Annotated in this window: 20 protein-coding genes; 13 read left to right on the top strand and 7 right to left on the bottom strand. The window is 71.9% G+C overall.

Going from position 1 to position 25,028, the window contains the following annotated elements:
• Positions 1-248 precede the first annotated feature (248 nt).
• The 3 genes from pabB to ACI793_RS18530 all read right to left on the bottom strand — a co-directional run bounded on the left by pabB (position 249) and on the right by ACI793_RS18530 (position 4,401).
• Positions 249-2,030, bottom strand: coding sequence for an aminodeoxychorismate synthase component I (gene pabB / locus ACI793_RS18540; RefSeq protein ID WP_456607855.1), 1,782 nt, complete (start codon positions 2,028-2,030; stop codon positions 249-251).
• Entirely contained in the window at positions 2,017-2,976 is a 960-nt protein-coding gene (locus tag ACI793_RS18535; protein ID WP_456607854.1) for a proteasome assembly chaperone family protein, read from the bottom strand. Before ACI793_RS18535 ends, pabB begins: the two co-directional genes overlap by 14 nt.
• Positions 2,977-3,066: 90 nt before the next feature.
• Positions 3,067-4,401 (bottom strand): AI-2E family transporter, encoded by a 1,335-nt coding sequence (locus ACI793_RS18530; protein WP_456607853.1) that lies wholly within the window; start codon positions 4,399-4,401, stop codon positions 3,067-3,069.
• A gap of 77 nt (positions 4,402-4,478) precedes the next feature.
• Between ACI793_RS18530 and ACI793_RS18525 the strand changes: the two genes are divergently transcribed.
• The 4 genes from ACI793_RS18525 (at position 4,479) to ACI793_RS18510 (ending at position 6,708) form a co-directional block, all read left to right on the top strand.
• The gene (locus ACI793_RS18525) at positions 4,479-4,946 is read left to right on the top strand and encodes a PPOX class F420-dependent oxidoreductase (RefSeq protein ID WP_456607852.1); all 468 of its coding nucleotides are present in this window, start codon (positions 4,479-4,481) and stop codon (positions 4,944-4,946) included.
• Positions 4,947-4,984: 38 nt separating this feature from the next.
• On the top strand, positions 4,985-5,572 hold the full coding sequence (locus tag ACI793_RS18520; RefSeq protein ID WP_456607851.1) for a hypothetical protein: 588 nt from the start codon (positions 4,985-4,987) through the stop codon (positions 5,570-5,572).
• Positions 5,569-6,090, top strand: a complete 522-nt coding sequence (locus tag ACI793_RS18515; RefSeq protein ID WP_456607850.1) for a hypothetical protein — start codon at positions 5,569-5,571, stop codon at positions 6,088-6,090. The genes ACI793_RS18520 and ACI793_RS18515 overlap by 4 nt, the downstream gene beginning before the upstream one ends.
• Positions 6,091-6,165: 75 nt before the next feature.
• The gene (locus ACI793_RS18510; protein WP_456607849.1) at positions 6,166-6,708 is read left to right on the top strand and encodes a hypothetical protein; all 543 of its coding nucleotides are present in this window, start codon (positions 6,166-6,168) and stop codon (positions 6,706-6,708) included.
• Positions 6,709-6,799: 91 nt separating this feature from the next.
• On the opposite strand, the gene ACI793_RS18505 is transcribed toward ACI793_RS18510, so the two are convergent.
• Entirely contained in the window at positions 6,800-8,113 is a 1,314-nt protein-coding gene (locus ACI793_RS18505; RefSeq protein WP_456607848.1) for an acyl-CoA dehydrogenase family protein, read from the bottom strand.
• A 185-nt stretch (positions 8,114-8,298) separates the two neighbouring features.
• On the opposite strand from ACI793_RS18505, the gene ACI793_RS18500 reads away from it, so the two are divergent.
• The 9 genes from ACI793_RS18500 (at position 8,299) to ACI793_RS18460 (ending at position 21,442) form a co-directional block, all read left to right on the top strand.
• Positions 8,299-9,570, top strand: coding sequence for a PucR family transcriptional regulator (locus ACI793_RS18500; RefSeq protein WP_456607847.1), 1,272 nt, complete (start codon positions 8,299-8,301; stop codon positions 9,568-9,570).
• Between the two features lie 201 nt (positions 9,571-9,771).
• On the top strand, positions 9,772-11,469 hold the full coding sequence (locus tag ACI793_RS18495) for an ABC transporter substrate-binding protein (protein WP_456607846.1): 1,698 nt from the start codon (positions 9,772-9,774) through the stop codon (positions 11,467-11,469).
• Positions 11,470-11,767: 298 nt separating this feature from the next.
• Positions 11,768-13,393 (top strand): ABC transporter substrate-binding protein, encoded by a 1,626-nt coding sequence (locus tag ACI793_RS18490; RefSeq protein WP_456607845.1) that lies wholly within the window; start codon positions 11,768-11,770, stop codon positions 13,391-13,393.
• A gap of 281 nt (positions 13,394-13,674) precedes the next feature.
• Positions 13,675-15,336, top strand: coding sequence for an ABC transporter substrate-binding protein (locus ACI793_RS18485; RefSeq protein WP_456607844.1), 1,662 nt, complete (start codon positions 13,675-13,677; stop codon positions 15,334-15,336).
• A 404-nt stretch (positions 15,337-15,740) separates the two neighbouring features.
• A complete protein-coding gene (locus tag ACI793_RS18480) occupies positions 15,741-17,354 on the top strand; it encodes an ABC transporter substrate-binding protein (RefSeq protein ID WP_456607843.1) in 1,614 nt (537 codons plus the stop codon).
• A 6-nt stretch (positions 17,355-17,360) separates the two neighbouring features.
• A complete protein-coding gene (locus ACI793_RS18475; RefSeq protein WP_456607842.1) occupies positions 17,361-18,320 on the top strand; it encodes an ABC transporter permease in 960 nt (319 codons plus the stop codon).
• A 49-nt stretch (positions 18,321-18,369) separates the two neighbouring features.
• Positions 18,370-19,308 (top strand): ABC transporter permease, encoded by a 939-nt coding sequence (locus ACI793_RS18470; protein ID WP_456607841.1) that lies wholly within the window; start codon positions 18,370-18,372, stop codon positions 19,306-19,308.
• Complete coding sequence (locus ACI793_RS18465) at positions 19,305-20,405, top strand: ABC transporter ATP-binding protein (protein WP_456607840.1); 1,101 nt, start codon at positions 19,305-19,307, stop codon at positions 20,403-20,405. The genes ACI793_RS18470 and ACI793_RS18465 overlap by 4 nt, the downstream gene beginning before the upstream one ends.
• Positions 20,405-21,442 (top strand): ABC transporter ATP-binding protein, encoded by a 1,038-nt coding sequence (locus tag ACI793_RS18460; RefSeq protein WP_456607839.1) that lies wholly within the window; start codon positions 20,405-20,407, stop codon positions 21,440-21,442. Before ACI793_RS18465 ends, ACI793_RS18460 begins: the two co-directional genes overlap by 1 nt.
• 159 nt (positions 21,443-21,601) lie before the next feature.
• Here ACI793_RS18460 and ACI793_RS18455 read toward each other — a convergent pair whose 3' ends face one another.
• The 3 genes from ACI793_RS18455 to ACI793_RS18445 form a co-directional block, all read right to left on the bottom strand.
• Positions 21,602-22,354 carry a dienelactone hydrolase family protein gene (locus ACI793_RS18455; protein ID WP_456607838.1) on the bottom strand — a complete coding sequence of 251 codons (753 nt, stop codon included), beginning with the start codon at positions 22,352-22,354 and terminating at the stop codon, positions 21,602-21,604.
• Between the two features lie 215 nt (positions 22,355-22,569).
• Complete coding sequence (locus tag ACI793_RS18450) at positions 22,570-23,682, bottom strand: acyl-CoA dehydrogenase family protein (RefSeq protein ID WP_456607837.1); 1,113 nt, start codon at positions 23,680-23,682, stop codon at positions 22,570-22,572.
• Positions 23,683-23,758: 76 nt separating this feature from the next.
• Positions 23,759-25,021, bottom strand: coding sequence for an acyl-CoA dehydrogenase family protein (locus ACI793_RS18445; protein ID WP_456607836.1), 1,263 nt, complete (start codon positions 25,019-25,021; stop codon positions 23,759-23,761).
• Between the last annotated feature and the right edge of the window lie 7 nt (positions 25,022-25,028).

The raw sequence follows: 25,028 nt of genomic DNA, 5'->3' as shown, positions 1-25,028 counted from the left end.
CCTAGCGCACCGAGCCCACGGGACCCCCAACCGCCACCCCCCCCCCCCCCCCCCCCCCCCCCCCCCCCCCCCCCCCCCCCCCCCCCCCCCCCCCCCCCCCCCCCCCGCTGTGCTGTCTGTCGTCCTCCGGTACCGCCCCGGCCACGATCAGGTGACCTGATCCCAGCGCGTCCTCCCTCACGGTGTGCGGTGTGGGAGGACGCGCTGCGGTGAGGGAGGACGGCGTCAGCTCGCCGCGGCGGCCCGGGTCAGAGCAGCACTGCCTCTCGCCAGCCGCGCAGGGAGTTGACGACGGCCAGCCCTTCGGCCGCGAGGAGGTCGGCCGGGGTGAGCCGGCGCTCGTGCAGCCGGCCCTCGGCGACCAGCCGGTCGCGCTCCACGCCGGGCAGGCAGCCGGCCGACACCGGGGGAGTCCACCAGCGGCCGTCGAGCCGGACGGCGAGGTTGGCGATCGTCGTCTCGGTAACCTCGCCGCGCGAAGACGTCAGCACCACGTCGTCGGCGTCCGGCCACCGGGCGGCGCGCTCGGTGTAGACGGCCCGCCGGGTGGTCTTGTGCCGCAGCCAGACGTCGTCGGCGTCGACCGGGTCGGGGTCCACGACCAGCCGGACGGGTGCGTCCACCCGGACCGGGGGCGGGCCGACCTCGACGTCCACCCGGCCGTCGCGGTGCAGGGTCAGCCGCACGCGCGCCGGCGCGGGATCCGCGGTCACCGCGACCAGGCGCCGGCGGACCACCTCGGGGTCGAGCGCGAACCCGGCCCAGGCAGCGGAGTCGGTCAGCCGGGCCAGGTGCCGCTCGACGTTCCGCAGCGCACCCCCCGGCAGGCGGGCCATCGTCTCGATGAGTGCGAACTCCTCGTACGGCCGGGCGAGGATCGCCGCCTTCGCCAGCAGCTCCGCGTGCTCGGCGTCGGCGTCGGAGGACCAGGTGATCCCCCCGCCGGTGCCGTAGACGCCGGTGCCGGTGGCCCGCTCGACGGTGACCGTCCGGATGGCCACGGTGAACCGTGCGCGGAAGGCCTGCCCCGGGGGAGCGACCACCCCGAGGGTTCCGCAGTAGACCCCGCGCGGCTCGGGCTCCAGGGCCTGGATGAGCTGCATGGTCCGGTGCTTGGGGGCGCCGGTCACCGAGCCGGAGGGGAACAGGGCGCGGAACACGTCGACCAGCCCGACGTCGCTCCGCGGCCGTGCGGTGACGTCGGAGGTCAGCTGCCAGACCGTCTCGTACCGCTCGGCCCGGAACAGCGCGGGGACCTCGACGCTGCCCACCTCGGCGATGCGCCCGAGGTCGTTGCGCAGCAGGTCGACGATCATCAGGTTCTCGGCACGTTCCTTGGCGCTGGCCAGGAGCGTGCGGCGGGCCTCCTCGTCCTCGGCGGGAGTGGCGCCCCTGCGCGCGGTGCCCTTCATCGGGCGGGTGAGCAGGCGGTCGCCGGTCCAGTCGAAGAACAGCTCGGGGCTGGCGCTGGCCACGACGTGGGTGCCGATGTCCAGGTACGCCGCCCACGAGCCCCGCTGCCCGCACGCGAGGTCGGCGTACAGCTGCTCCAGGTCGCCGGTCACCTTCGCCCGCATCCGGACGGTGAGGTTGACCTGGTACGCATCGCCGGCCGCGATCCAGCGCCGGACGGCGGCGACGGCGTCCCGGTACCCCGCCGGCGTCCAGTCCCGCTGCCACGGACCCGCCGCGTAGTCCCGCTCCCGGCCGGGGAGGGGAGCGACGGGCGGGACGGCGACGGCCTGCCCGCTGAGCCCGAACACCGCCAGGGGCAGCGTCTCGTTCGGCGCCCGCGGGGGCACTGCCGCGCCGGGGTCGAGTCCGGCCGCCGCCTCGTAGGCCAGGTAGCCGAAGGCCCAGGCGCCGGCGGCCGTCGCCCGCTCCACCTCGGCGAGCAGGGGGACGACGTCGGCGGGCTCGCGGGCCACCAGCACGCGGTCCGCGCCGGGGAAGGCGAGCGCCGAGCCGGTGGCCAGGTCGTCGAAGCGGCCGTGCACCCGCCCGGTCAGGCCCGGGTCACTCGCCGCCACGGGGGTGCTTGCGGTCCTGGTCGGCCAGGAACCGCTCGAACTCCGCGCCGATCTCCTCCGCGGTCGGGACCGCGCCCTCGTCGCTGAGCAGATCGCTGTTCTCCCGCGCCGTGGTGAAGGCGTCGTACTGCTGCTCGAGTGCGGCGACGACCGCGGTGTTCTCCGCCGACCGGGCGATCTGCTCGTCGACCTCGGTGCGGTGCACCTCGGCGGCCTCGCGCAGCGACTCGACGGGCACGTGCAGGCCGGTGAGCTGCTCGAGGTGCTCGAGCAGTGTCAGGGAGGCGGCCGGGTACGTGGCCTGGGCGAGGTAGTGCGGCACGTGCACGGCCACGCCGAGGGCGTCGACGCCCGCTTCGCCGAGACGGACCTCCAGCAGCGCCGCGACGCTCCCGGGGATCCGCATCTCGCCCCAGTAGACCGGGTACTGCTCGATCAGGGCCCGGCGCGTGGCGTGCGCGGTGACCGTGACCGGGCGGGTGTGGGGCACCGGCATGGGGATGGCGTGCAGCGCGACCACCGAGGTCACGCCCAGCTGCTCGACCAGCCGGGCGACGGCGGCGACGAAGCGTTCCCACTGGTAGTCCGGCTCCGCCCCGTGCAGCAGGAGGAATGGCACACCCGCGTCGTCCTCGACGGCGTAGAGCTCGATCGCCGGGGCGTGGAAGGTCTCGTACCGGTCCCCGCTGAAGGTGACGCGGGGCCGGTGGGCCCGGTAGTCCACCAGGGCATCGGCGTCGAACCGCGCGATGACCTCGTGGGGCAGTCCGGCCAGCAGGTGCGCGCCGGCCAGTGCTCCGGCGGAGGCGGCGTCGAAGTTCCCGGCGATGTCGTGCACGAGCACCAGCCCCCGGCCGCGCTCGGCCTCACCCGCCGACGCACCGCGGGCGAGGAAGCGCTCCGCCCCCGGGAGGAGCTCGACGAGGTCCTCGGGTCGCTGGGTCACGTGATCATTCCTCCGTCGACGTCGAAACCACTACCGGTGCAGCCGCACCGGGCCCTGCCGCATTCCCGCCTCCCCGGGACGCGGGCGGCGTCAGCTCCGGACGGTCGCCCCCTCCTCGTCGGAGTCCGCCGGCGGAGCCACCTGCTCCCGGGTCAGGTGCGCGCCCGTCTCGTCCTCGACGACCTGGGCCCGGGTCCCGTCGGGGTCGACCTCCGGTGACTTCCCGTCGAGCTGGTCGCGTGCGTAGCGGTAGCTGACGGCGATCAACGCAGCCACCGGGACGGCGAGGAAGGCGCCGACGATCCCCGCGAGACCGCTGCCCGCGGTGACGGCCAGGATGACGACGGCCGCGTGCAGGTTCAGGCCGCGGCCCTGCAGGATCGGCTGCAGCACGTTGCCCTCGATCTGCTGCACGATGACGATCAGGCCCAGGACGAGGAGAGCGGTGGTGGGGCCGCTGTCGACCAGTGCGATGAGCACCGCGAACCCGCCGGCCACGAACGCCCCGATGATGGGGATGAAGGCGCCGAAGAAGGTCAGGACGGCCAGCGGGAGCACCAGCGGCACGCCGAGGGCCCACAGACCCAGACCGATGAACAGCGCGTCGACGAACCCCACGACGGCCTGGAGTCGGATGAACTCCGAGAGGGTCGACCACGTCTTGTAGGACAGCGCCGCGATGTGCGGGGCTGCGGGCGGGCCGGTCTGGGCTGCCAGCCACGGGACCCAGCGCGGACCGTCCTTGAGGAAGAAGAAGGTCAGCACCAGCGCCAGGACCAGGTTGAGCAGGATGCCGCCGATCGCCGTGGCGCCGGTGACGGCGTAGCCGGCGATGTTCTGGGCGTTGCCCTGGATGGAGTCGGTGGCCTGCTCGATGGCGGTGCCGAGCTGCTCCTCGCCGACGTTGAACGGCGGGCCGGCCAGCCAGTCCTGCAGCTGCTCGAGGCCGTCGCTGACGCCGTCGGCGAGCTCCTCCACCTGGTCGACGACCTGGGGCGCCAGCCACGTGATGATGCCGGCGAAGGCGGCGAAGAAGGTCAGCAGCACGGTGATCGAGGCGAGCGCGGAGGGCCACCCGTGGTTGCGGAGGAAGCGCACCGGCGGCCAGAGCACGGTGCTGAAGAGCAGACCCAGCACGACCGGGAGCAGGACGATCCACAACTTGCCCAGGACGTAGCCGACCACGATCAGCGCCAGGACGATCAGGAGCAGCTGGGCCGAGGCGCCGGCCAGGGCGCGGCTCGCCTGCTGCAGGCGCTGCCCGCGCAGGTTGGTGGTGCCGGGCGCGTAGGAGCCGGGCCGGACGCCGGCCCCGGAGGCGTACTGGTCGGGCTCGTCGGGGTCCGGCGCGGGGACGTCCGTTCCGGCGTCGTCGGTGGTCGCGTTCGGCGCGGGCGTGCTGCGACCGGGCAGGCGGAACTTCATGGTGGTGATCTCAGCACACGGGGCGCGGTCCGACCGGCCGGACGGCGATCGTCACACCCACGTCGTAGCGTCAGGGCATGCCGAGGACCGCCACCGCCGACCGTGTCGACCGCGCTGCCCTCCTGGAGTTCCTCCGACCGCGCCACAAGGCGGTGCTGGTCACCCGTCGCCGTACCGAGGGCGTGCAGCTCTCGCCGGTCACCTGCGGGGTGGACGGCGAGGGGCGCATCGTGGTCTCCACCTATCCGCAGCGGGCGAAGGTCACCAACGCCCGACGGACGTCGTCGGTGTCGCTGTGCGTGCTGTCGGACGACTTCGACGGTCCCTGGGTCCAGGTCGACGGCGAGGCCGAGGTGCTCGACCTGCCCGAGGCGCTCGAGCCGCTGGTCGACTACTACCGGGCCATCAGTGGCGAGCACCCCGACTGGGACGAGTACCGCGCGGCCATGGTCCGGCAGGGCAAGTCGTTGCTGCGGATCACGGTGACCGGATGGGGGCCCGTCGCGACGGGCGGCTTCCCCCCGGACGTGGTTGACAAGCTCTGAGGCTTGCGTCTGTGTCCGAAAGGTGTCAGCCTTGCGGGATGCCCTTCGTCCTCACGGTGGACCAGCGAGCCAGCCGCAGTACCCCTGACCGGGTCGCCGACGTGCTGCGCCGCCTCCACGGCACGGTGCCCGCGGTGCTGGCCTTCGAGCGGACCGCCGGTGACGAGTTCCAGGGCGTGCTCGACGATCCGGAGCTCGTCGTCGACGTCGTTCTCGACCTGCTGCGCGAGGGCGCCTGGAGCGTGGGTGTGGGGGCGGGACCGGTGCAGGTGCCCTTGCCGTCCAGCACGCGTGCCGCGGCCGGCCCGGCGTTCCTCAGCGCCCGCCGAGCGGTCGACGCGGCCAAGCAGCGGTCCGCGCGGATCGCGGTCCGCGGGGCGGCGGAGACGGACGCCGAGGACGCGCAGGCCGTGCTGAGCGCGCTGGCGATGATCTACGAGCGGCGCAGCTCCCAGGCATGGGAGGCCATCGGCCTGGTCGACGACGGGCGGACGCAGGCGGAGGCCGCGGCGGCGCTCGGCATCTCCCGGCAGGCGGTCGGTCAGCGCCTGGCGGCCGGGTCGTGGGAGCTGGAGCGCGAACTCCGGCCGACCGCGGCCCGCATGCTGGCCCGGGCGGCGGGATGAACGTCCTCGCCCTCGTGCTGCTGGGCCTCACGGGCGCCGTCGGCCTGGCCCTCGCCCTCGGCGGGCGGTCGCCCGCGCCACCGGTCCGGGCAGCCGGCATGGTGGCGCTGCTCGCGGGCACGGCGGGGGCCGCCTGGGCCGGCGGCGACGCCACGGATGGCCTCCTCGGTGGCGCCGTCGTGCTGGCCGTCCTGGCCTCCGTGGCCGGTGGCGGCCCCGTGGCCGTCGGTGTGCTGCACGCCGCGGACCCGGCGGCCGTCGGCGTGGGGGGCGGTGCGCAGGACCCCGAGATCCTGCGTGGCGGCGCCTGGATCGGTGTGCTGGAACGCGCCGCGCTGACCGCCACGCTGCTGGCCGGCTGGCCCGAGGGGCTGGCCGTCGTCCTGGCGGTGAAGGGGCTGGGCCGCTTCGACGAACTGCGCACGCCGGCGGCCGCGGAACGGTTCATCGTCGGCACCCTGGCCAGCGCGCTGTGGGCGGCCGCCTGCGCGGGCGTGGTGGTCCTGCTGCGCGTCTGAGCGGTCACGCCCCGAGCGGGGGAGGACCCCGGCGATGACAATGGCCGCGAGCCCGTCGTCGTCAGGAGGCACCCGTTGTCCGAGTCGTCCACCGGGGGCGCGCTGCGCCACCCCGAACTGCTCGGCGTCTACTGCAACGACCACGTCGCCGCCGCCACCGGCGGCATCGAGCTGGTCGTCCGGATGCTCGGCCGCTGGCGCGGTACCCGCTTCGAGCAGCCGCTCGAGCAGCTGCTGGACGAGCTGCGCGAGGAGCGCGCCGGCCTGCGGTCGACGATGGTCGCCCTGGGCCTGCCGGTCCGTCAGTACAAGCAACTGGCCACCTGGGTCGGTGAGAAGCTGACCCGCGCCAAGCTCAACGGCCGGGTGTTCTCCCGCTCGCCGCTGAGCGATGTGATCGAGTTCGAGTTCCTCGCCGCCGCCGTCCTGGCCAAGCGCGCCGGGTTCGAGACCCTGCGGGTGCTCGCCGAGGTCGACGGGCGGGTCGACGCCGAACTGGTCGAGCGGCTGATCCAGCAGGCCGACGACCAGCACGCGTGGCTGGCCGCGGTGCGTCGTGAGGTCGCCGCCGAGGTGTTCGGCGGTCGCGCCCAGGCCGCGAGCGACGCCGACGGCTGAGACGCGCGGGCCCACCCGGGGCCGCACGCACGGAGACCCGTGGTCCGCCCTCTCGGGGCGGGCCACGGGTCTCCGAAGCGGTGCGCGGTGCCTACTGCGACTGCGTGCCCGTGCGCAGCGAGCGGAACGGCACGTCCTTGGACGCGTCGGGCTCGCGGGGGAGGCCGAGCACCCGCTCGCCGATGATGTTGTGCTGCACCTCGTCGGACCCGCCGTAGATCGACGGAGCGGGAGCGCCGAGGAACTGGAGGGCCAGCGCGCCGTTCAGCGGACCGTCCTCGCCGGCGAGCATGCCCGACGGGCCGGCGATCTCCATGCCGACGTCGCGGGACATCCGGGTGATGCGCGAGACCATCAGCTTGCCCAGCGACGCCTCCGGCCCGGGGCGGCCACCTGCCTCCACCGCCGCACGCGCACGCAGCGTGTTCCAGCGGTTGAGCGAGGTGAGCGCGTGCACCCGGGCGATGCCCTGGCGCACGGACGGGTCCTGGTCGCGGCCCATGCTCTTGGCCATCTTGGCGAGGGCCTCGCCGTTGCGGACCATCATCATGGCCGGCACGCGACCACCGGTCGCCTGGCGCTTGACGGACTCGATGTACTCCCCGACGGACTGCTCGAGGAGCTCCGCCGACCGGCGACCGCCCGGTGCCGACAGCGGGAACCCGAGGGAGCCGCCACCGCCCAGGCCGACGCGCTCGTTGGCCAGCGTCGTGCGGGCGACGTTCCACCCGTTGTTGAGGCCGCCGATGATGTTGTCGGCGCTCACGCGGGCGTCGGTGAGGAAGACCTCGGCGAAGTGCGCCTCGCCGGTGATCTGCCGCAGCGGCCGCACCTCGATGCCCGGCTGGTCCATCTCGATCGCGAAGTACGTGATCCCGGCATGCTTGACGGCGTCGGGGTCGGTCCGCGCGATGAGCATGCCCACGTCGGAGCCCATGGCGCCCGACGTCCAGACCTTCTGGCCGTTGACGACGTACTCGTCGCCGTCCAGCTCGGCCCGCGTCTGCAGCGCGGCGAGGTCGGAACCGGCGCCGGGCTCGCTGAACAGCTGGCACCAGGCGTCCTCACCCACGAGGATCCGCCGGATGTACTGGGAGCGCTGCTCGTCGGTGCCGTGCGAGATGATCGTCGGCGCCGCGAGCATCCGCGACAGGCCCGCCGGCGGCCCCGGGGCACCGATCTTCTTGAACTCGTCGTAGGCGGTCGCGGCCAGGTCGTTGGTCAGGCCCTTGCCGAACCACTGCGCGGGCCACTGCGGCACCGCCCAGCCGGAGTCCGCCAGGCGCTCGAGCCAGGTCTTGAGGGACACCGACGGGTCCCAGTGCTCGTCGATGAAAGCCTTGACGGCCTGACGAACCTGGGCGGTGGTGTCCAGCTGTTCGGCCGTTGTGGTCTCGGTGGCCATACGCACTCCTTCGGGCGCTCGGGTCTCCCGAACCTAGTGCTCCCCTGGAAAAGTGCAAGGCTCTAACTAATCGTCGCCCGTCGCCCGTCGCCCGTCGCGGCGCACGGGCCGACGCCGGGGAACACTCGGACATCCATCGTCGTGCCGCGCGCCCGTCCGCCGGGCGCCACACCTCCGGAGGCGCAGTGCACGAGCCGCTCGAGATCGACCGGGCGCGGTCGTGCGCGCCCTGGCGTCCCGGCGACGACTCCGCTCCACCGGTGCTGGCCGCGATGGCCCGGGAGCTGCTCGACGGCGACGTGGCCGCGCTCGCCCGCGAGGTGGTCGACCGGCTGCGCGCGGAGGAGCCGGTGTGTCGGCGGCTCGACGCCACCGTGCTGACCGGTGAGGTGAGCGCCCAGCTCGAGGCCACGCTGGCTCGCCTCTCCGGCGAGCAGGAGAACACGCCTCCCGGCAGCGCCGGCATGACCGTCCTCGGCCGGCGCCGGGCGGAGCAGCACGTCCCGCTGGCGGTCGTCCTGCGCGGAGTGCGGACGGCGGCGTCGGTGGTGTGGCGGGAGCTCGCCGAGCGGGCGGCCACGCGGGCCCCCGAGGAGATGGCGGCGTTCCTGCAGCAGTCCGCCGGGTTCTGGGCGGTGCTCGACGAGCAGTCCAGGGCGGTGGCCGACGGGTACGACGCGGGGCTCACCGCGCTCACCGACGCCGACCGCGAGCGTCGCCGGCTCCTGCTCGACGCACTGGTCGACGGGCGGCTGGGGGAGTGGTCGCGCCTGGGCGGCAGCCTGACCCGGCTGGGCCTGCCCGAGGAGGGGCCCTACGTCGCGGTCTCGGCCGAACAGGACGCTGCCGGCCGCCCCGCACTCCCCGGCGTCGAGGAGTTCCTGGCCGGGCACGGTGTCCGTTCGGCCTGGCGCACCACCGCGGACGGCACCGTCGGCATCGTCGCGATCGGCGAGTGGCGCACCGTCACCTCGATCCGCGAGCTGCTGGGCACCCTGGCAACGGGCCGGGTCGGGCTGAGCCGTTCCTACTCCGACGCCCTGCACAGCTCGGTCGCCATGGCCCGGGCGATGGTGGCCCGCCGCTGCCTGCCGGCCGGGGCGGTGGGCGTGACCGCGATCGACGACGACCCGGTCGCGGCGCTGCTGGCCTCCTCGGTCGAGACCTCGACCGAGGTCTCCCGGCTCCTGCTCGGCGCGGTCATGGAACTGCCGGACGCGGAGCAGCAGACCCTGCTGGCGACGCTCGCCACCTGGCTGGCCACCAACGGCAACTCCACCGAGACCGGCCGCCTCCTCTTCTGCCACCGCAACACCGTCCGCAACCGGCTGGCCAGGCTCGAGCAGCTCAGCGGTCAGTCCCTGGAGGACCCGCGGAGCGTGGCGCGGCTGTTCGTCGCGGTCGAGGCACTGCGGCTGCTCGAACCCTCCGTCCTGGGCGACGCCGGCAGCTCCTGACCGACGACCCAGGGACCCGCGCTCGGGCGCGCGTTGTGCGGTGCGCATAGCCGGACCCCTCGTCACAGTGGCATGACGGCTAGTGACGTCGATCACTGTGAGGGAGGACACTCCCTCCAGCGCGAGCAGCGCGCGGACAACAGGGGAGTGGCCGATCGCGGGCCGCCGTCCCTGCTGGTGAGCAACGTCGAGGGGTGGACAATGCGCGTACAGACGCAGCGGGGACGGTGGCGCCGGTCGGGCCGCGCCCTCGCCTCCGCAGGGATCGTGGGCCTGCTGGTGGCGACGGCGGCCTGTGGTTCCGACGACGGGGACGGGGACGGCGGGGGCGGCGGGTCGGCCGACGGGGGAGCCGGCGCGGTCGTCGACGTCTCCGACCAGGGCGAGCCCGTCGACGGCGGCGAGATCACCGTGGGCCTGGAGGCCGAGACGAACAGCTGGCTGCCGGGAACGGCCAACTTCGGCAACCCCGGGTACAACGTCGCGTACGCCATCTACGACCCGCTGATGAAGCGGACGCCCGACGGTGACGTCCAGCCGTACCTGGCCGAGTCGATGGAGCCGAACGAGGACCTCACCCAGTGGACGCTGACGCTTCGCCCGGACGTCACGTTCCACGACGGGACGCCGCTGAACGCGCAGGCGCTGAAGACGATCTGGGACGAGTACCTCGTGGCGCCGGGCTCCAACCTGGCGGCGAACCTGGCCGAGGTGACGTCGATGGAGGTCGTGGACGACCTCACCGTCACGTACAACCTGAAGGCGCCCAACGCGGCCTTCCCCGACCTGCTCAGCGACCCGGCCGGTTGGCCCTTCTCGCCCACGGCCGCGGCCGCGGCCGGTGACGACGCCGGCTCCAACCCGGTCGGCACCGGCCCGTTCGAGTTCGTCAGCTGGCAGCGGGACAACGCGCTGGTCGTCGAGAAGTACGAGGACTACTGGCAGGAGGGGCTCCCGCACCTGGACCGGATCACCTTCCGGCCGATCCCTGACGAGGACACCCGCCTGTCCAGCCTGCAGAGCGGTGACATCGACGCCATGCAGTCCCTGCGGCAGAGCACCGTGGACCGCGCCCGGGACGTCGAGGGCGTGGACAACTACGAGTTCCTCGGCAACAACAGCGGCGGATCGAACTTCAACACCGCCCGGCCCCCCTTCGACGACCTGCGCGTGCGCAAGGCGCTCGCGCTGGCGCTGGACCAGGAGGCGCTGATCGAGGTCCTGGGCGGTAGCGGGCTCACCCCGCCGTCCACCCAGTTCTTCGGCCCCGACGACCCGTTCTGGTCGGAGGAGGCGGCCGAGGCGTGGCCGTCGAACGACCCCGAGCAGGCGCAGGAGCTGTACGACGAGTACATCAACGACCCCGAGCGCTCCGACGGCAAGGCGGTGGGCGAGCCCATCTCCTTCACGTACACGTGCCCGCCCGACCCCAGCCTCAACGAGCTGTCCCAGCTCTACCAGTCGTTCTGGACCGCGCTCGGCATGGAGGTCGAGCTCGAGGCGGTGGAGCAGGCGGCCTACACCCAGCAGGTCGTCGCCCGGGACTACGACGCCGGCTGCACCCGGCACGGTGCCGCCCGGGATCCGTACTACGTCTTCCAGCGCTCCTTCACCCCCGGCGTGCCCAACGTGACGGAGTTCACCCACCCGGTGATCGACGAGAACCTGGCGGTCATGCGGGAGAGCACGGACGTGGCGGAGCGCAAGGCGGCGGCCGAGGAGATCAGCCTGGTGCTGGCCGAGAACGTGCCGGTCACGTTCACCGGCGGCACGCTGACCGTCATCGCGGTGGACGAGGCCGTGAAGAACGTCGACGGCTGGGTGTTCCCGAACGGCTCCGAGGGCAACGGCACTCCTGACGGCACCGCGATGTGGGGCCACGTCTGGCTGGCCGAGTAGTACCCCGCACCACGCGGCGGCCCGGGCGGATCCTCGCCCGGGCCGCCGTGCCGTGCGCGCCGGTCTAGCACAGCACCCCCGCTGTGCGGACCGCCGGGTCTCACCCTCGGTAACCATGGCGAGGCGCCCAATGACTCTCCGCACACTTGCGGGGGAGACTCCGACCAAGCGCTCCGTGCGCCCGCACCCCGACGCGCCTGCCCAGGCACGCCGTCGGAGTGGCACAAGCAACTGGTCGAGGAGTTCAGACATGCAACAACACCGGCGCCCGATGAGGGGCCCGTGGAAGCGAGCCCTCGTGTCCGTGGGCCTCGCGGGTCTCCTGCTGGGCAGCGCCGCCTGCGGCAGCGGGGACGACGGGAGCGGGGACGCCGAGGCCGGCGCCGTCAGCGACGTCGGCGAAGCCGGTGACCCGGTCACCGGCGGATCGATCACGGTCGGCCTGGAGGCCGAGACGAACAGCTGGCTGCCCGGCGAGGGCACGTTCAACCAGCCCGGCGTGAACGTCGCCTTCTCGATCTACGACCCGCTGATGCAGCGGACCGAGGACGGGGAGCTCAAGCCCTACCTGGCCGAGTCGATGGAGCCCAACGAGGACCTCACGGAGTGGACGCTGAAGCTCCGCCCGGGCGTCACCTTCCACGACGGCACCCCGCTGAACGCCCAGGCGCTGAAGACGATCTTCGACGAGTACCTCACCGCCCCGGGGTCGAACCTGGCCGCGACGCTGGCCGAGGTCACCTCCCTCGACGTCGTCGACGACCTGACCGTCGTCTACCGGCTGGCCGAGACCAACGCCGCCTTCCCGGACAACCTGGTGCTCGCGGCCGGCTGGCCGTTCTCGCCGACCGCCGCCGCGGCCGCCGGGGAGGACGCCGGCTCGGAGCCGGTGGGCACCGGGCCGTTCCGGTTCGTGAGCTGGCAGCGCGACAGCAACCTCGTGGTCGAGAAGAACGAGGAGTACTGGCAGGAGGGTCTGCCGTACCTGGACGAGATCACCTTCCGGCCGATCCCCGACGAGGACACCCGCCTGTCCAGCCTGCAGAGCGGTGACATCGACGTCATGCAGTCGCTGCGGCAGGGCACCGTCATCCGTGCCCGTGACCTCGACGGGATCAGCAATTACGAGCACCTGGGCAGCAACTCCGGCGGCATGACGATGAACGTCAGCCGGCCGCCGTTCGACGACGTCCGGGTGCGTCAGGCCATGGCCCACGCGATGGACCAGGAGGCCCTCATCGAGGTCCTCGGCGGATCCGGTGTCACGGAGCCGCAGACGCAGTTCTTCAGCGAGGACAGCCCGTACTACTCGGAGGCCCTCGAGGAGAGCTACCCGGCGTACGACGTGGAGAAGGCCCAGGAGCTCTACGACGACTACGTCAACGACCCGGAGCGCTCCGACGGCAAGGCGGTGGGCGAGCCCATCTCGTTCACCTTCCAGTGCCCGCCGGACCCCAGCCTCAACGAGCTGTCCCAGCTCTACCAGGCGTTCTTCGGTGCGCTGGGTGCGGAGGTCGAGCTCGAGCAGACCGAGCAGGCCGCCTGGATCCAGGACATGCTCGCCCGCGACTACGAGGCCGGCTGCACCCGTGTCGGCGCGGACCGCGACCCCTACATCGTGTTCAGCCAGGCCTTCCAGCCGAACCCGCTGAACATGACCGCGTTCCAGTCGCCCGAGATCGACGCGCAGCTCGAGGTGCTCAAGACGACCACCGACATCGAGGAGCGCAAGGCGGCCGTCGAGGCCATCGGCGAGGTCCTGAACGAGAACGTCCCGAACACCTTCTCCGCGGGCACGCTGACCGTCATGGCCACCCGTGACGCGGTGAAGAACCTGGACGGCTGGACCTTCCCGGACGGCACCGAGGGCAACGGCGCCAACAACGCGCAGATCATGTGGGGCCACGTCTGGGTCACCGACTGACCTGTGCACCACCGGCCCGGTGAACCACTGACCGGGTAGCTCCACGCAGCGGCCCGAGCGAGAGATCGCTCGGGCCGCTGTCGTTCCCGCACCCGGCCGCACGGATCAGCGAGCCGGCCTGCTGTGTCACAGCACGGCAACGATTGGTGACGCGGGTCACGATCTGGTCCAGACTCCACCAGCGCGCTGTGGGCGCGCACCTCGAGGTGCCGGTCCCCGGCACGTCGTCGTGTCGGCAGGCAACTGTGTGGAGGAGTGATCACATGCGAGGACGTCCGCGCGTGACGAGAGGGCCGTGGCGTCGTCCGCTGGCGGCCGCCGGTCTGGCAGCTGTCCTGCTCGGCACCGCCGCCTGCGGGGGTGGCGACGGTGGCGACGGCGGCGGCGGTTCGCCTCAGGCGGGGGATCCGGACGGCATCTCCGAGCAGGGGGAGCCGGTCACCGGCGGGACCCTCGAGGTCGGCCTGGAGGCGGAGACCAACAGCTGGCTGCCCGGCGAGGGCTCCTTCAACAATCCGGGCATCACGGTGGCCTACGCCCTCTACGACCCGCTGATCAAGCGCACGGAGGACGGCGAGCTCAAGCCGTACCTGGCCGAGTCGATCGAGCCCAACGACGACCTCACCGAGTGGACGCTCACGCTCCGGCCGGACATCCAGTTCCACGACGGCACGCCGCTGAACGCGCAGGCGCTGAAGACGATCTGGGACGAGTACCTCACCATCCCGACGTCGAACGTGGTGGCCACGCTCGCGGGCGCCTCCGTGGAGGTCGTGGACGACCTCACCGTGACGTACGTGCTGGAGGAGCCCAACGCCGCCTTCCCCGACCTCCTGACCGGCTCGCCGGGTTGGCCGTTCTCGCCGACCGCCGCGGCCGAGTTCGGCCCCGACGCGGGCGCCAACCCGGTCGGCACGGGTCCGTTCAAGTTCGTCAGCTGGCAGCGCGACAGCAACCTGGTGGTCGAGAAGAACGAGGACTACTGGCAGGACGGCCTGCCCTACCTCGACGAGATCACCTTCCGGCCGATCCCCGACGAGGACACCCGCCTGGCCAGCCTGCAGAGCGGTGACATCCAGGCCATGCAGACCCTGCGGCAGGGCACCATCGCCCGGGCCCGTGAACTCGACGGCGTGGACAACTACGAGTACCTCGGCAACAACAGCGGCGGTTCGATCTTCAACACCACCAAGGCGCCCTTCGACGACGTGCGGGTACGCCAGGCCCTGGCGTACGGCATGGACCAGGAGGCCCTCATCGACATCATCGGCGGCACCGGGCTGACCCCGGACGCGACCCAGTACTTCAGCCCGGACAGCCCCTTCTACTCCGAGGCCGCGGCGGAGGCGTTCCCCTCCTACGACCCGGAGCGGGCGCAGGAGCTCTACGACGAGTACATCAACGACCCGGAGCGCTCCGACGGCCAGCCGGTGGGGACCGACCTCTCCTTCACCTACAACTGCCCGCCCGACCCCAGCCTCAACGAGCTCTCCCAGCTCTACCAGTCCTTCTGGAGCACCCTGGGCATCGACGTCGAGCTCAACACGGTCGAGCAGGCCGCCCACATCCAGAACGGCATCGCGAAGGACTACGACGTGGCGTGCTGGCGGGTCGGCGCCGAGACCGACCCCTATGTCGTGCTGAGCCAGGCGTTCACCCCGGGCCCGCTGAACTTCACCGGCTACACCAGCCCGGAGATCGACGAGAACCTGGAGATCCTGCGCACCACCACGGACCTGGCGGAGCGCCAGGACGCGGTCGAGGAGATCAGCCTGCACCTCGCGGAGAACGTGCCGAACGTCTACACCGGCTACACGCTCACCGACATCGCGGTGCAGGAAGAGGTCAAGAACGTCGGCGGCTGGGAGTTCCCCGACGGCACCCCAGGCAACGGCGTCCCGGGTGCGACCGCCATGTGGGGCCACGTCTGGATCGCGGAGTAGGCCCTCGCTCGACACGGCGGCCCGGGCGGGACACGCCCGGGCCGCCGCGCCGTCCGCGACACGTGGTCACGGCGCGACGACCTGTCGCGGCACCCCACCGCACGACTGCGGGCACGCGGGGACGCCGGCCGGGCGGGGCCTCGTCGCGGCCACCTCGGGGCCGCCCCGCGGCGTTGTGCGCATCGCATAGTCCGGCACCCGGCGAGAGTGGCGAGGCGCCTAGTGACGCAGCCCACTCCCGTAGGACAGACTCCCAGCACGCGCTGTGGGCGCTCGCACATCGACGCGCCGTCTGCCGGCCTCGTCGCTGTGCCGGTACGAACTGGTCAAGGAGTAATTACATGCGAGGACATCGGCGCCCGATGAGAGGCCCGTGGCAACGGGCGCTCGCTTCCGTGGGGCTCGTGGGTCTGCTGCTCGGGAGCGCCGCCTGCGGCGGCGGCAGCAGTGACGAGAACGGAGACGCCGAGGCCGGCGCAGTGTCCGACGTCGTGGAGGCCGGTGACCCGGTCGAGGGTGGCTCCATCACCGTCGGCCTCGAGGCCGAGACCAACAGCTGGCTGCCCGGCGAGGGCACCTTCAACCAGCCGGGCGTCAACGTCGCCTACGCCCTCTACGACCCGCTGATGCACCGCACCGAGGACGGCGAGGTCAAGCCCTACCTGGCCGAGTCGATGGAGCCCAACGAGGACCTCTCGGAGTGGACGCTGAAGCTCCGCCCGGGCGTCACCTTCCACGACGGCACCCCGCTGAACGCCCAGGCGCTCAAGACGATCTTCGACGAGTACCTGACGAGGCCCGGCTCGAACGTCGCCGCCTCCGTGTCCGACGTGACGTCCATGGACGTGGTGGACGACCTGACCGTCGTCTACCGGCTCGCCGAGACCAACGCCGCGTTCCCCGACAACCTCGTCGGTGCTGCCGGCTGGCCGTTCTCGCCGACCGCAGCAGCCCAGTTCGGCCCCGACGCGGGCGCCAACCCGGTCGGCACCGGCCCCTTCACGTTCGGGAGCTGGCAGCGCGACAGCCGCCTGGTGCTGGAGAAGAACGAGAACTACTGGCAGGAGGACCTGCCCTACCTCGACGAGATCATCTTCCGGCCGATCCCCGACGAGGACACCCGCCTGTCCAGCCTGCAGAGCGGTGACATCGACGTCATGCAGTCGCTGCGGCAGAGCACCGTGATCCGCGCCCGTGAGCTCGACGGCGTGACCAACTTCGAGCACCTGGGCAGCAACTCCGGCGGCTCGACGATGAACGTCAGCCGGCCGCCGTTCGACGACATCCGGGTGCGGCAGGCCCTGGCCCACGCCATGGACCAGGAAGCCCTGATCGAGGTGCTCGGCGGCAAGGGCGTCACCCCGCTGCAGACCCAGTTCTTCAGCCCCGACAGCCCGTACTACTCCGAGGCGCTCGAGGAGTCCTACCCCGAGTACGACGTGGAGAAGGCCCAGGAGCTCTACGACGAGTACATCAACGACCCCGAGCGCTCCGACGGCAAGCCGGTGGGCAGCCCCATCTCCTTCACCTTCACCTGCCCGCCGGACCCGAGCCTCAACGAGCTCTCCCAGCTCTACCAGGCCTTCTTCAACGTCCTGGGCGCCGAGGTCGAGCTCGAGCAGAAGGAGCAGGCCGCGTGGATCTCGGACATGCTGGCCCGCGACTACGACATGGGCTGCACCCGCGTCGGTGCTGACCGTGACCCCTACATCGTGTTCCAGCAGGCGTTCACCGAAGGGCCGCTCAACATGACGGCGTTCCAGAGCCCGGAGATCGACGAGCAGCTCGAGATCCTGCGCACCACCACCGACATCGACGAGCGCAAGGCGGCCGTCGAGGCCATCGGTGAGGTCCTCAACGAGAACGTCCCCAACACCTACAGCGGCGGGACGCTGACCGTGATGGCCGCCCAGGACGAGGTCCGCAACCTGGACGGCTGGACCTTCCCGGACGGCACCGAGGGCAACGGCGCGGCCAGCTCCCAGATCATGTGGGGCCACGTCTGGACGACGGAGTAACCGCCCGTGTATGTCCTCCGCAGGCTCCCGTCGCTGCTCGCCACCCTGTTCGCGGTGTCGCTGCTGACCTTCCTCATGACCAGCCTGCTGCCCGGCGACCCGGCGCTGCAGATCCTGGGAGCGGAAAACGCGACCCCCGAAGCCATCGCGGCCGTCCGAGCCGATCTCGGCCTGGACGACCCGCTGCCCGTGCGTTACCTGCACTGGATCGGTGACGCGCTGACCGGCGACTTCGGTCGCTCCTACCGGACCAACGAGCCGGTCAGCGAGGCCATCATCGACCGGCTGCCGGTCACCGCCGAGATCGGGATCCTCGCCATCCTCATCGCGCTGGCGATCGCGATCCCGGTCGGGATGCTGTCGGCCTACCGGGCCGGCACGCGGACCGACAAGCTGATCAGCAGCACGAGCTTCGGCCTCCTCGCGGTGCCGAACTTCATGGTGGCGATCTTCCTGATCCTGATCTTCGCCGTGTGGCTGGGTGTGCTGCCCGCCACGGGCTGGGTCAACTTCACCGACGACCCGGTGCAGAACCTCCGGTCGGCGTTGCTGCCGGCGCTGTCGCTGGCCGTGGCGGAGATGGCCGTCTACACCCGGCTGCTCCGCACCGACATGATCGGCACGCTGCAGCAGGACTTCGTGACCATGGCGCGCGTCAAGGGCGTGTCCAACCGCCGGATCCTGTTCCGGCACGCCCTGCGTCCGTCATCCTTCTCGCTGATGACGGTCGCGGGCGTGCAGGTCGGGGCGATCATCGGCGGCTCGGTGGTCATCGAGACGCTGTTCGCGCTGCCGGGCGTGGGCCGGCTCCTCCTGGAGGCGGTGCTGGTGCGCGACCTGCTCATGGTGCAAGGCGTCGCCCTGGTGATCGCCGTCAGCTACGTCGTCGTGAACTTCACCGTCGACATCCTTTACTCGTACCTCGACCCGAGGATTTCTCATGGACGCAGTACGGCACGAGTCTGACAACTCGCCGAAGACACCCGCCGGCTCGCGTGCGGAGGGTGCCTCGGAGGTGCAGACCCCCAGCCCAGTGTTGGGTGCTCCTCATCCGGGCACCCCTGACGACGCCGATCCGAAGGATCCGCTCCACACCGATCCCTCGGCGGTCACCACCGCGCCCGGGGCGAAGAAGAAGCGCCGCGGTTTCGGCCTCGTCTTCTGGCTGGCGACGGTCTGGCTGGTGGTGGTGCTCATCTGCGCCGTCTTCGCCGACCTGCTGCCGGTCAAGGACCCGCTGACGCCGGATGTGATCAACAAGCTGGCGCTGCCGGGCCCGGAGCACTGGCTGGGTACCGACGGCCTCGGCCGCGACACCCTGGCCCGCCTGGTCCACGGGGCCCGGGTCTCGGTCACCATCAGCGTCACGGCGGTGGCCATCGGCATGGTGGTCGGGGGCTTCCTCGGGATCATCTCGGGCTTCTTCCGCGGGAAGACCGAGACGGTCCTGATGACCATCATCAACATCATCCTGGCGTTCCCGGCGCTGGTGCTGCTGCTGGTGCTGCTCGCCTTCGTCGGCCGCAGCCTGGTCGTGATCTCGCTGATCGTCGGGTTCCTGTCGATCCCCATCTACACCCGTGTGGCGCGGGCGACGACGCTCGCCGTCGCCGAGCGGGAGTTCGTCCGGGCCGCCCGGACGATGGGGGCGAAGAACTCGCGCGTGCTGGCGCGGGAGATCCTGCCCAACGTGGTGCTCCCGGTGGCCGCGTTCGGTCTGGTGGCCATGGGCGTGGTGATCGTCCTGGAAGGGACGCTGGCCTTCCTCGGGCTCAGCGTCCAGCAGCCGGCACCCACCTGGGGCGGGATGATCTTCGACGGCAAGCGGTACCTCAGCGAGGCGCCGCACGTCGTCCTCATCCCCTCTCTCGCCATGTTCCTCACGGTGCTGTCGCTCAACCTGGTCGGCGACTCGCTCCGCACCCGCTTCGATGTCCGAGGGAGCAACCTGTGACCACCGCGCAGTTGGAAGACCGGGCGGGTGAACCGCTCCTCGAGGTGGACAACCTGCGCACCTACTTCGACACGCCGCGCGGTGTGGTGAAGGCGGTGGACGGCGTCTCCCTGCGGGTGGACCGGGGCAAGACGCTGGGCATCGTGGGCGAGTCCGGCTCGGGGAAGACCGTGCTCTCGCGGTCGATCATGAACCTGCTGCCCAAGACGAACACCATCCGCGAGGGCTCCGTGCGCTTCGAGGGTCGTGAGCTCACGACCATGAAGAACAAGGAGATGCGCACCATCTGGGGCGCCGAGCTGGCGATGATCCTGCAGGACCCGATGACCTCGCTGAACCCGGTCACCAAGATCGGCGAGCAGATCACCGAGTCCCTGGGCATCCACCTGGGCGAGAAGGGCAAGGTGGCCAAGGCGCACGCCGTCGAGCTGCTCAAGTCCGTCGGGATCCCGGCGGCCGAGCGTCGGCTGGGGGAGTACCCGCACCAGCTGTCCGGCGGTATGCGGCAGCGCGTCACCATCGCGATCGCACTGGCCTGCAGCCCCAAGCTCCTGGTCGCCGACGAGCCGACGACGGCGCTGGACGTCACCGTCCAGCGCCAGATCCTCGACCTGCTGGAGACCCAGCAGGACGAGCGCAACATGGGGCTGATCATCATCACCCACGACCTCGGCGTGGTCGCGGGCCGGGCGGACGAGATCGCGGTCATGTACGCCGGCCGGATCGTCGAGCGGGCACCGACCCGCGAGCTGTTCGCCCGCACCCGGATGCCCTACACGGAGGGTCTGCTGCGGTCCATCCCGCGGCTGCACCAGCCCAGCCACACCAGGCTGGCGGCCATCCCGGGCCGGCCACCGGACCTCGTGGACCCGCCGGCCGGCTGCCCGTTCGCGCCGCGGTGCAATTACGCGCAGGACAAGTGCCTGACGGAGACGCCGCTGCTCGCGCCGCACGCCCCCGGGCACGAGGCGGCCTGCCACTTCCCGGTGGGGACGACGGCCGGCCAGGAGGCGCTCGCGCGCAACGTGGCCGCTGGGCGCACCGCGGCGGGGACGCCTCTGGACAGCACGGTTCTCGCAACGGCAGGAGCAGCCTGATGGCCGGCAGTGGTACCGCACACCTGCGGGATCGGGACGACATCGTCCTGCGCGTCGAGGGGCTCGTCGTGGAGTTCCCGCTGGAGCGGGGGCAGAAGGTGCACGCCGTCTCCGGGATCAGCTTCGACATCGCCAAGGGCGAGACCCTGGGCCTCGTCGGGGAGTCCGGGTGCGGTAAGTCGACGACCGGGCGGGCGATCATGCAGGCACCCCGCCCGACCGGTGGGAAGGTCATGTTCGGTGAGACGGACCTGAGCTCCCTGTCGGCCGACGAGCTCCGGCGCAGCCGTACGAAGCTGCAGATGATCTACCAGGACCCGATCTCGTCGCTGAACCCGCGACGCCGGGTCAAGGACATCGTGGCCGAAGGGCTGTCGATCTGGGAGGGCAAGGGCGCCGACGATCCGCGGGTCGACGACATGCTGTCGGAGGTCGGGCTCGACCCCGAGCGGGCGGGCGGGCGGCGTCCGCACGAGATGTCGGGTGGTCAGTGCCAGCGCGTCTCCATCGCGCGGTCGCTCATCATGCGGCCGGAGGTGCTGATCTGCGACGAGCCGGTGTCCGCGCTGGACGTCTCCGTGCAGGCCCAGATCCTCAACCTGCTCGAGGACCTCAAGGCCGAGTACGAGCTGACCATGGTGTTCATCGCCCACGACCTCGCCGTGGTGAAGAACATCAGCGACCGGGTCGCGGTGATGTACCTCGGCAAGATCTGCGAGGTCGCACCGTCGGACACGCTGTACGGGGGCCCGGCGCACCCGTACACGGCTGCGCTGCTCGCCTCCATCCCGGAGCCGGACCCGGACGCCAAGCACAGCGATGCCGGCCTGTCCGGGGAGCTGCCCTCGCCGGTCGACCCGCCCAGCGGGTGTCGGTTCCGCACCCGGTGCCCGCGGGCGCAGGACCTCTGCGCGGCCGAGGAGCCGCAGATGCGCGAGGTCGCACGCGAGCAGTACGTCGCCTGCCACTTCCCGCTGGTGGGGGAGCAGGCCACCGAGAGTGGTCGGCACATGGCCGGAGCGACTGCGGTCTCCTGACCCGCAGCAGCTCGCAGGACGTCCCGCGGCCGAGCGGACCGGAACTCCGGTCCGTTCGGCCGCGGTCGTCTCTCCGCGTCCGCCGGATCGTCTCCCCGTGCCCGCCGGTCGTCTCCCCGTGCCCGCCGGTCGTCTCCCCGGGTCCGCCCGTCGTCCCGGTCAGCTACGCGCGACGCGGTCGGTGAGCGCCAGGACGTGCTCCCAGGCGTCCCGGCAGGCGTCGCTCCAGTCGCCGTAGGCGCGGTCGAAGAACGAGTGCGGTGCCCCGTCGTACACGGCGGCGTCCACGTCGGCGCCGGCGGCGCGCATCGTCTCCGCCAGCGCGAGCTGGTCCTCGACCGGGGTCGCCTTGTCGTCGCCGGCGATCAGCATCACCGTGGGCAGCACGGCCCGGGCGGCGGCGTCGCCCACCAGCGCCGGGCGGCCGTAGAAGCCGGCGCAGCCCGCGAGGCCGAGGTCGCCGCCGGACTGCCGCCACGAGTGGCTCCCCCCGAAGCAGAACCCGACCGTGACCACCGGCAGGTCCGCGCCGTGCCGTTTTCGCAGGGCGGCGATCGCGGCCACGATGTCTGCGTCGATGCCGGCGGTGGTGGTCTGCGGGATGTGCTCCTGCCAGCCGAAGTCCTCGCCGCGCGTCCCGTCCTCCGGCACGCCCGCCGTGCGGCCGAACCAGTCGATCGCGACCGCGGCCATGCCCGCCTCGGCGAAGCGCTCGGCCAGCGCCACGTAGTAGGGGTGCAGTCCGCGGATGTCCGGCAGCACCACCACTCCGGTGCGCGGGGTGCCGGCCGGGGCGGCGTAGGCCGCGGCGAACCGCGTCCCGTCAGCGGCGGTCAGGGTGAGGGAGGCGCGGTCGGCAACCTCCCCGCTGCGCGGCGGTGCGGGTGGACGGCTGTCGTGGTCGTGGCACATACCCCCGTTCTAGCCGGTCCCTCCACCGGCCGCCCGGCGACCGTCCCGGATCAGCGGCGGTCCCGGAGGAGCGACCGGAGGGGATCAGCGACCGGCCCTGGACATGCCACCGACCCCGGACGTGCGACCGACTGCGGACGTGCGACCTGCCGCGGACGTGCGACGGCCCCTGTGCCGGCCCGGAGGCCGGCACAGGGGCCGGGATGCGCGGTGCGTCAGGCGAGCAGCTTCTCGGCCACGGCGTCCCAGTGCTCGGTCGGGGTGCCGAACAGCAGGCTCGTGGACTTGGCGCGCCGGTAGTACAGGTGCGCGTCGTGCTCCCACGTGAAGGCGATGCCGCCGTGCAGCTGGATCGAGTCCGAGGCCGCGATCCAGTAGGCCTCCGAGCAGTACGCCTTGGCCAGGTCGACCGAGATCTCGGCGTCGTCGGCGCCCTCGGCCAGCGCCCACAGGGCGTAGTAGGCCGCGGAGCGGGCGGACTCGACCTCGAGCAGCATGTCGGCGCAGCGGTGCTTGACCGCCTGGAAGCTGCCGACCGGGCGGCCGAACTGGTAGCGGATGTTGACGTACTCGACGGTCCGCTCCAGGCAGCGCTGGGCGCCGCCGACCTGCTCGGTGGCGAGCAGGACCACCGCGATGCGCATCAGCTGCGGGATCAGCGTCGCGGCGTCGCCCTCGGCGCCCACGAGACGCGCCGGGGTGCCCGAGAAGCCGACCTCGGCCAGCTTGCGGGTCATGTCCAGGGTGGTCAGTGCCCGGCGGGTGAGGCCGGAGGCCGAGCCCTCGACCGCGAAGACGCTGGGGCCGCCCGGGGTCTCCGCGACCACGAGCAGCAGCGTGGCGGTGGTGCCGTCGAGGACGAAGGACTTCTGGCCCTCGAGGGTCCAGCCGTCACCGGACTTCGTGGCGCGGGTCTGCAGGTTCTCCGCCGTCCAGGCGCCGTCGGCCTCGGCCAGGGCGACCGTCGCGATGGTGGATCCGTCGGCGATGCCGGGCAGGAGATCGGCCTTGGCCTGCTGGTCGTCCGACAGCTGGAGGAGGTTCGCCCCGAGGACCGTGGCCAGGTAGGGGGCGGGCAGCAGCGCGCGGCCCATCTCCTCGGTGACCAGCGCGGTCTCCAGGATGCCGAAGCCCGAGCCGCCGAACTCCTCGGGGATCGCCAGGCCCTGGAGGCCCAGCTGCTCGGCCATCTGCTTCCAGACCGCGGGGTCGTAGCCCTCCTCGGTCTCCATCAGGCGGCGGACCTCCTCGGAGGAGGACTTCGTCTCGAGGAAGCGGCGCAGGGTCCGGCGCAGCTCTTCCTGCTCCTTGTCGAACTGCATCAGCATGGGGTGAACCTCTCAGGAGTCGTACGGACTGGACAAGTCATCTGGTGGGTGGGCCGGGCATCCGGCGGGTGGGTCGTCAGTTGCCGAAGTCCCAGCCGCCCTCGGTGGCGTACCGGTCGAGCACGTGCTTGGCGATCAGCACCTTGTGGACCTCGTCCGGTCCGTCGGCGAGCCGCAGGGTGCGGGCGCCGAGGTACATGCTGGACAGCGGCAGGTCACTGGAGACCCCGGCCGCTCCCCACACCTGGATGGCCCGGTCCACGACCCGCGAGTAGGCCGAGGGCACGAACACCTTGATCGACGAGATGTCGGTGCGGGCGCCGCGGTCGTTGCGGGCCACGCGCTCGGCGGCCTGGATGGTCATCAGCCGGGCGGCGCTGATGTCCATGTAGCTGTCGGCGATGAAGCCCTGGACGAACTGCTTGTCCTGCAGCGGGCCGCCGTGCACGGTCCGGGTGGTGGCCCGCTCGACCATGAGGTCGAAGGCGCGCCACATCTGGCCGATCGAGTTCATGCAGTGGAAGACGCGGCCGGCGCCCAGCCGGTCCTGCGCCGCCTGGTGGCCCTGGCCCACGGCGCCCAGCAGGTTCTTGGCCGGCACCCGCACGTTCTCGTAGCGGACCTCGACGTGGTCCGACGTCGGCCGGCCCCAGATGCCGACGCCCCGGACGATGTTCACGCCGGGGGTGTCGGTCGGCACGATCAGCTGCGCCATCTGGCCACGGCCGGAGGCCGGGTCATGGTCGGCCTCGACGACGCGGGTCATCACGATGAAGAAGTCCGCGGCGTTGCCGTTGGAGGTGAACCACTTGTGCCCGTTGAGCACCAGCTCGTCCCCGTCGCGCACGGCGGTCGTGGTCAGCGAGCGCGGGTCCGATCCGGGGTTCTCCGGCTCGGTCATCGAGAAGCCGGACTCCATCTCACCCTCGACGAGGGGGCGCAGCCACTGCTCCTTCTGCTCCTCGGTGCCGTACTTGAGCAGGATCTTCTGGTTGCCCGAGTTGGGGGCGACGACGCCGAACAGCGCCGCGGCGCCGGTGGCGTAGGCCAGGACCTCGTTCATGTACGCGTGGGCGAGGAAGTCCAGCCCCATGCCGCCGTACTCCGGGGGGAGGTGCGGCGCCCAGAGCCCGGCCTTCCGGACCTTCTGCTTGATCTCCTCGCGCAGCGCCTTGGCGTCGACGACGGCCGGCTCGGTCTCGACGGATCCGCCACGGGCGGAGCGCCAGAGCTCGCGCTCGTTGGGGAGGATGTCGGCGTTCACGATCTCGGCCGTGCGCATCCGGATGTCGTTGATGCGCTCGTCGAGCGTCGGGATCGGTCGGACGGTCAGGGGCATGTCGAGT

The sequence above is a fragment of the Blastococcus sp. SYSU DS0617 genome (assembly GCF_054051075.1).
The sequence above is the reverse complement of the archived record's forward strand: the minus strand, read 5'-3'. Positions and strand labels throughout refer to the sequence as shown.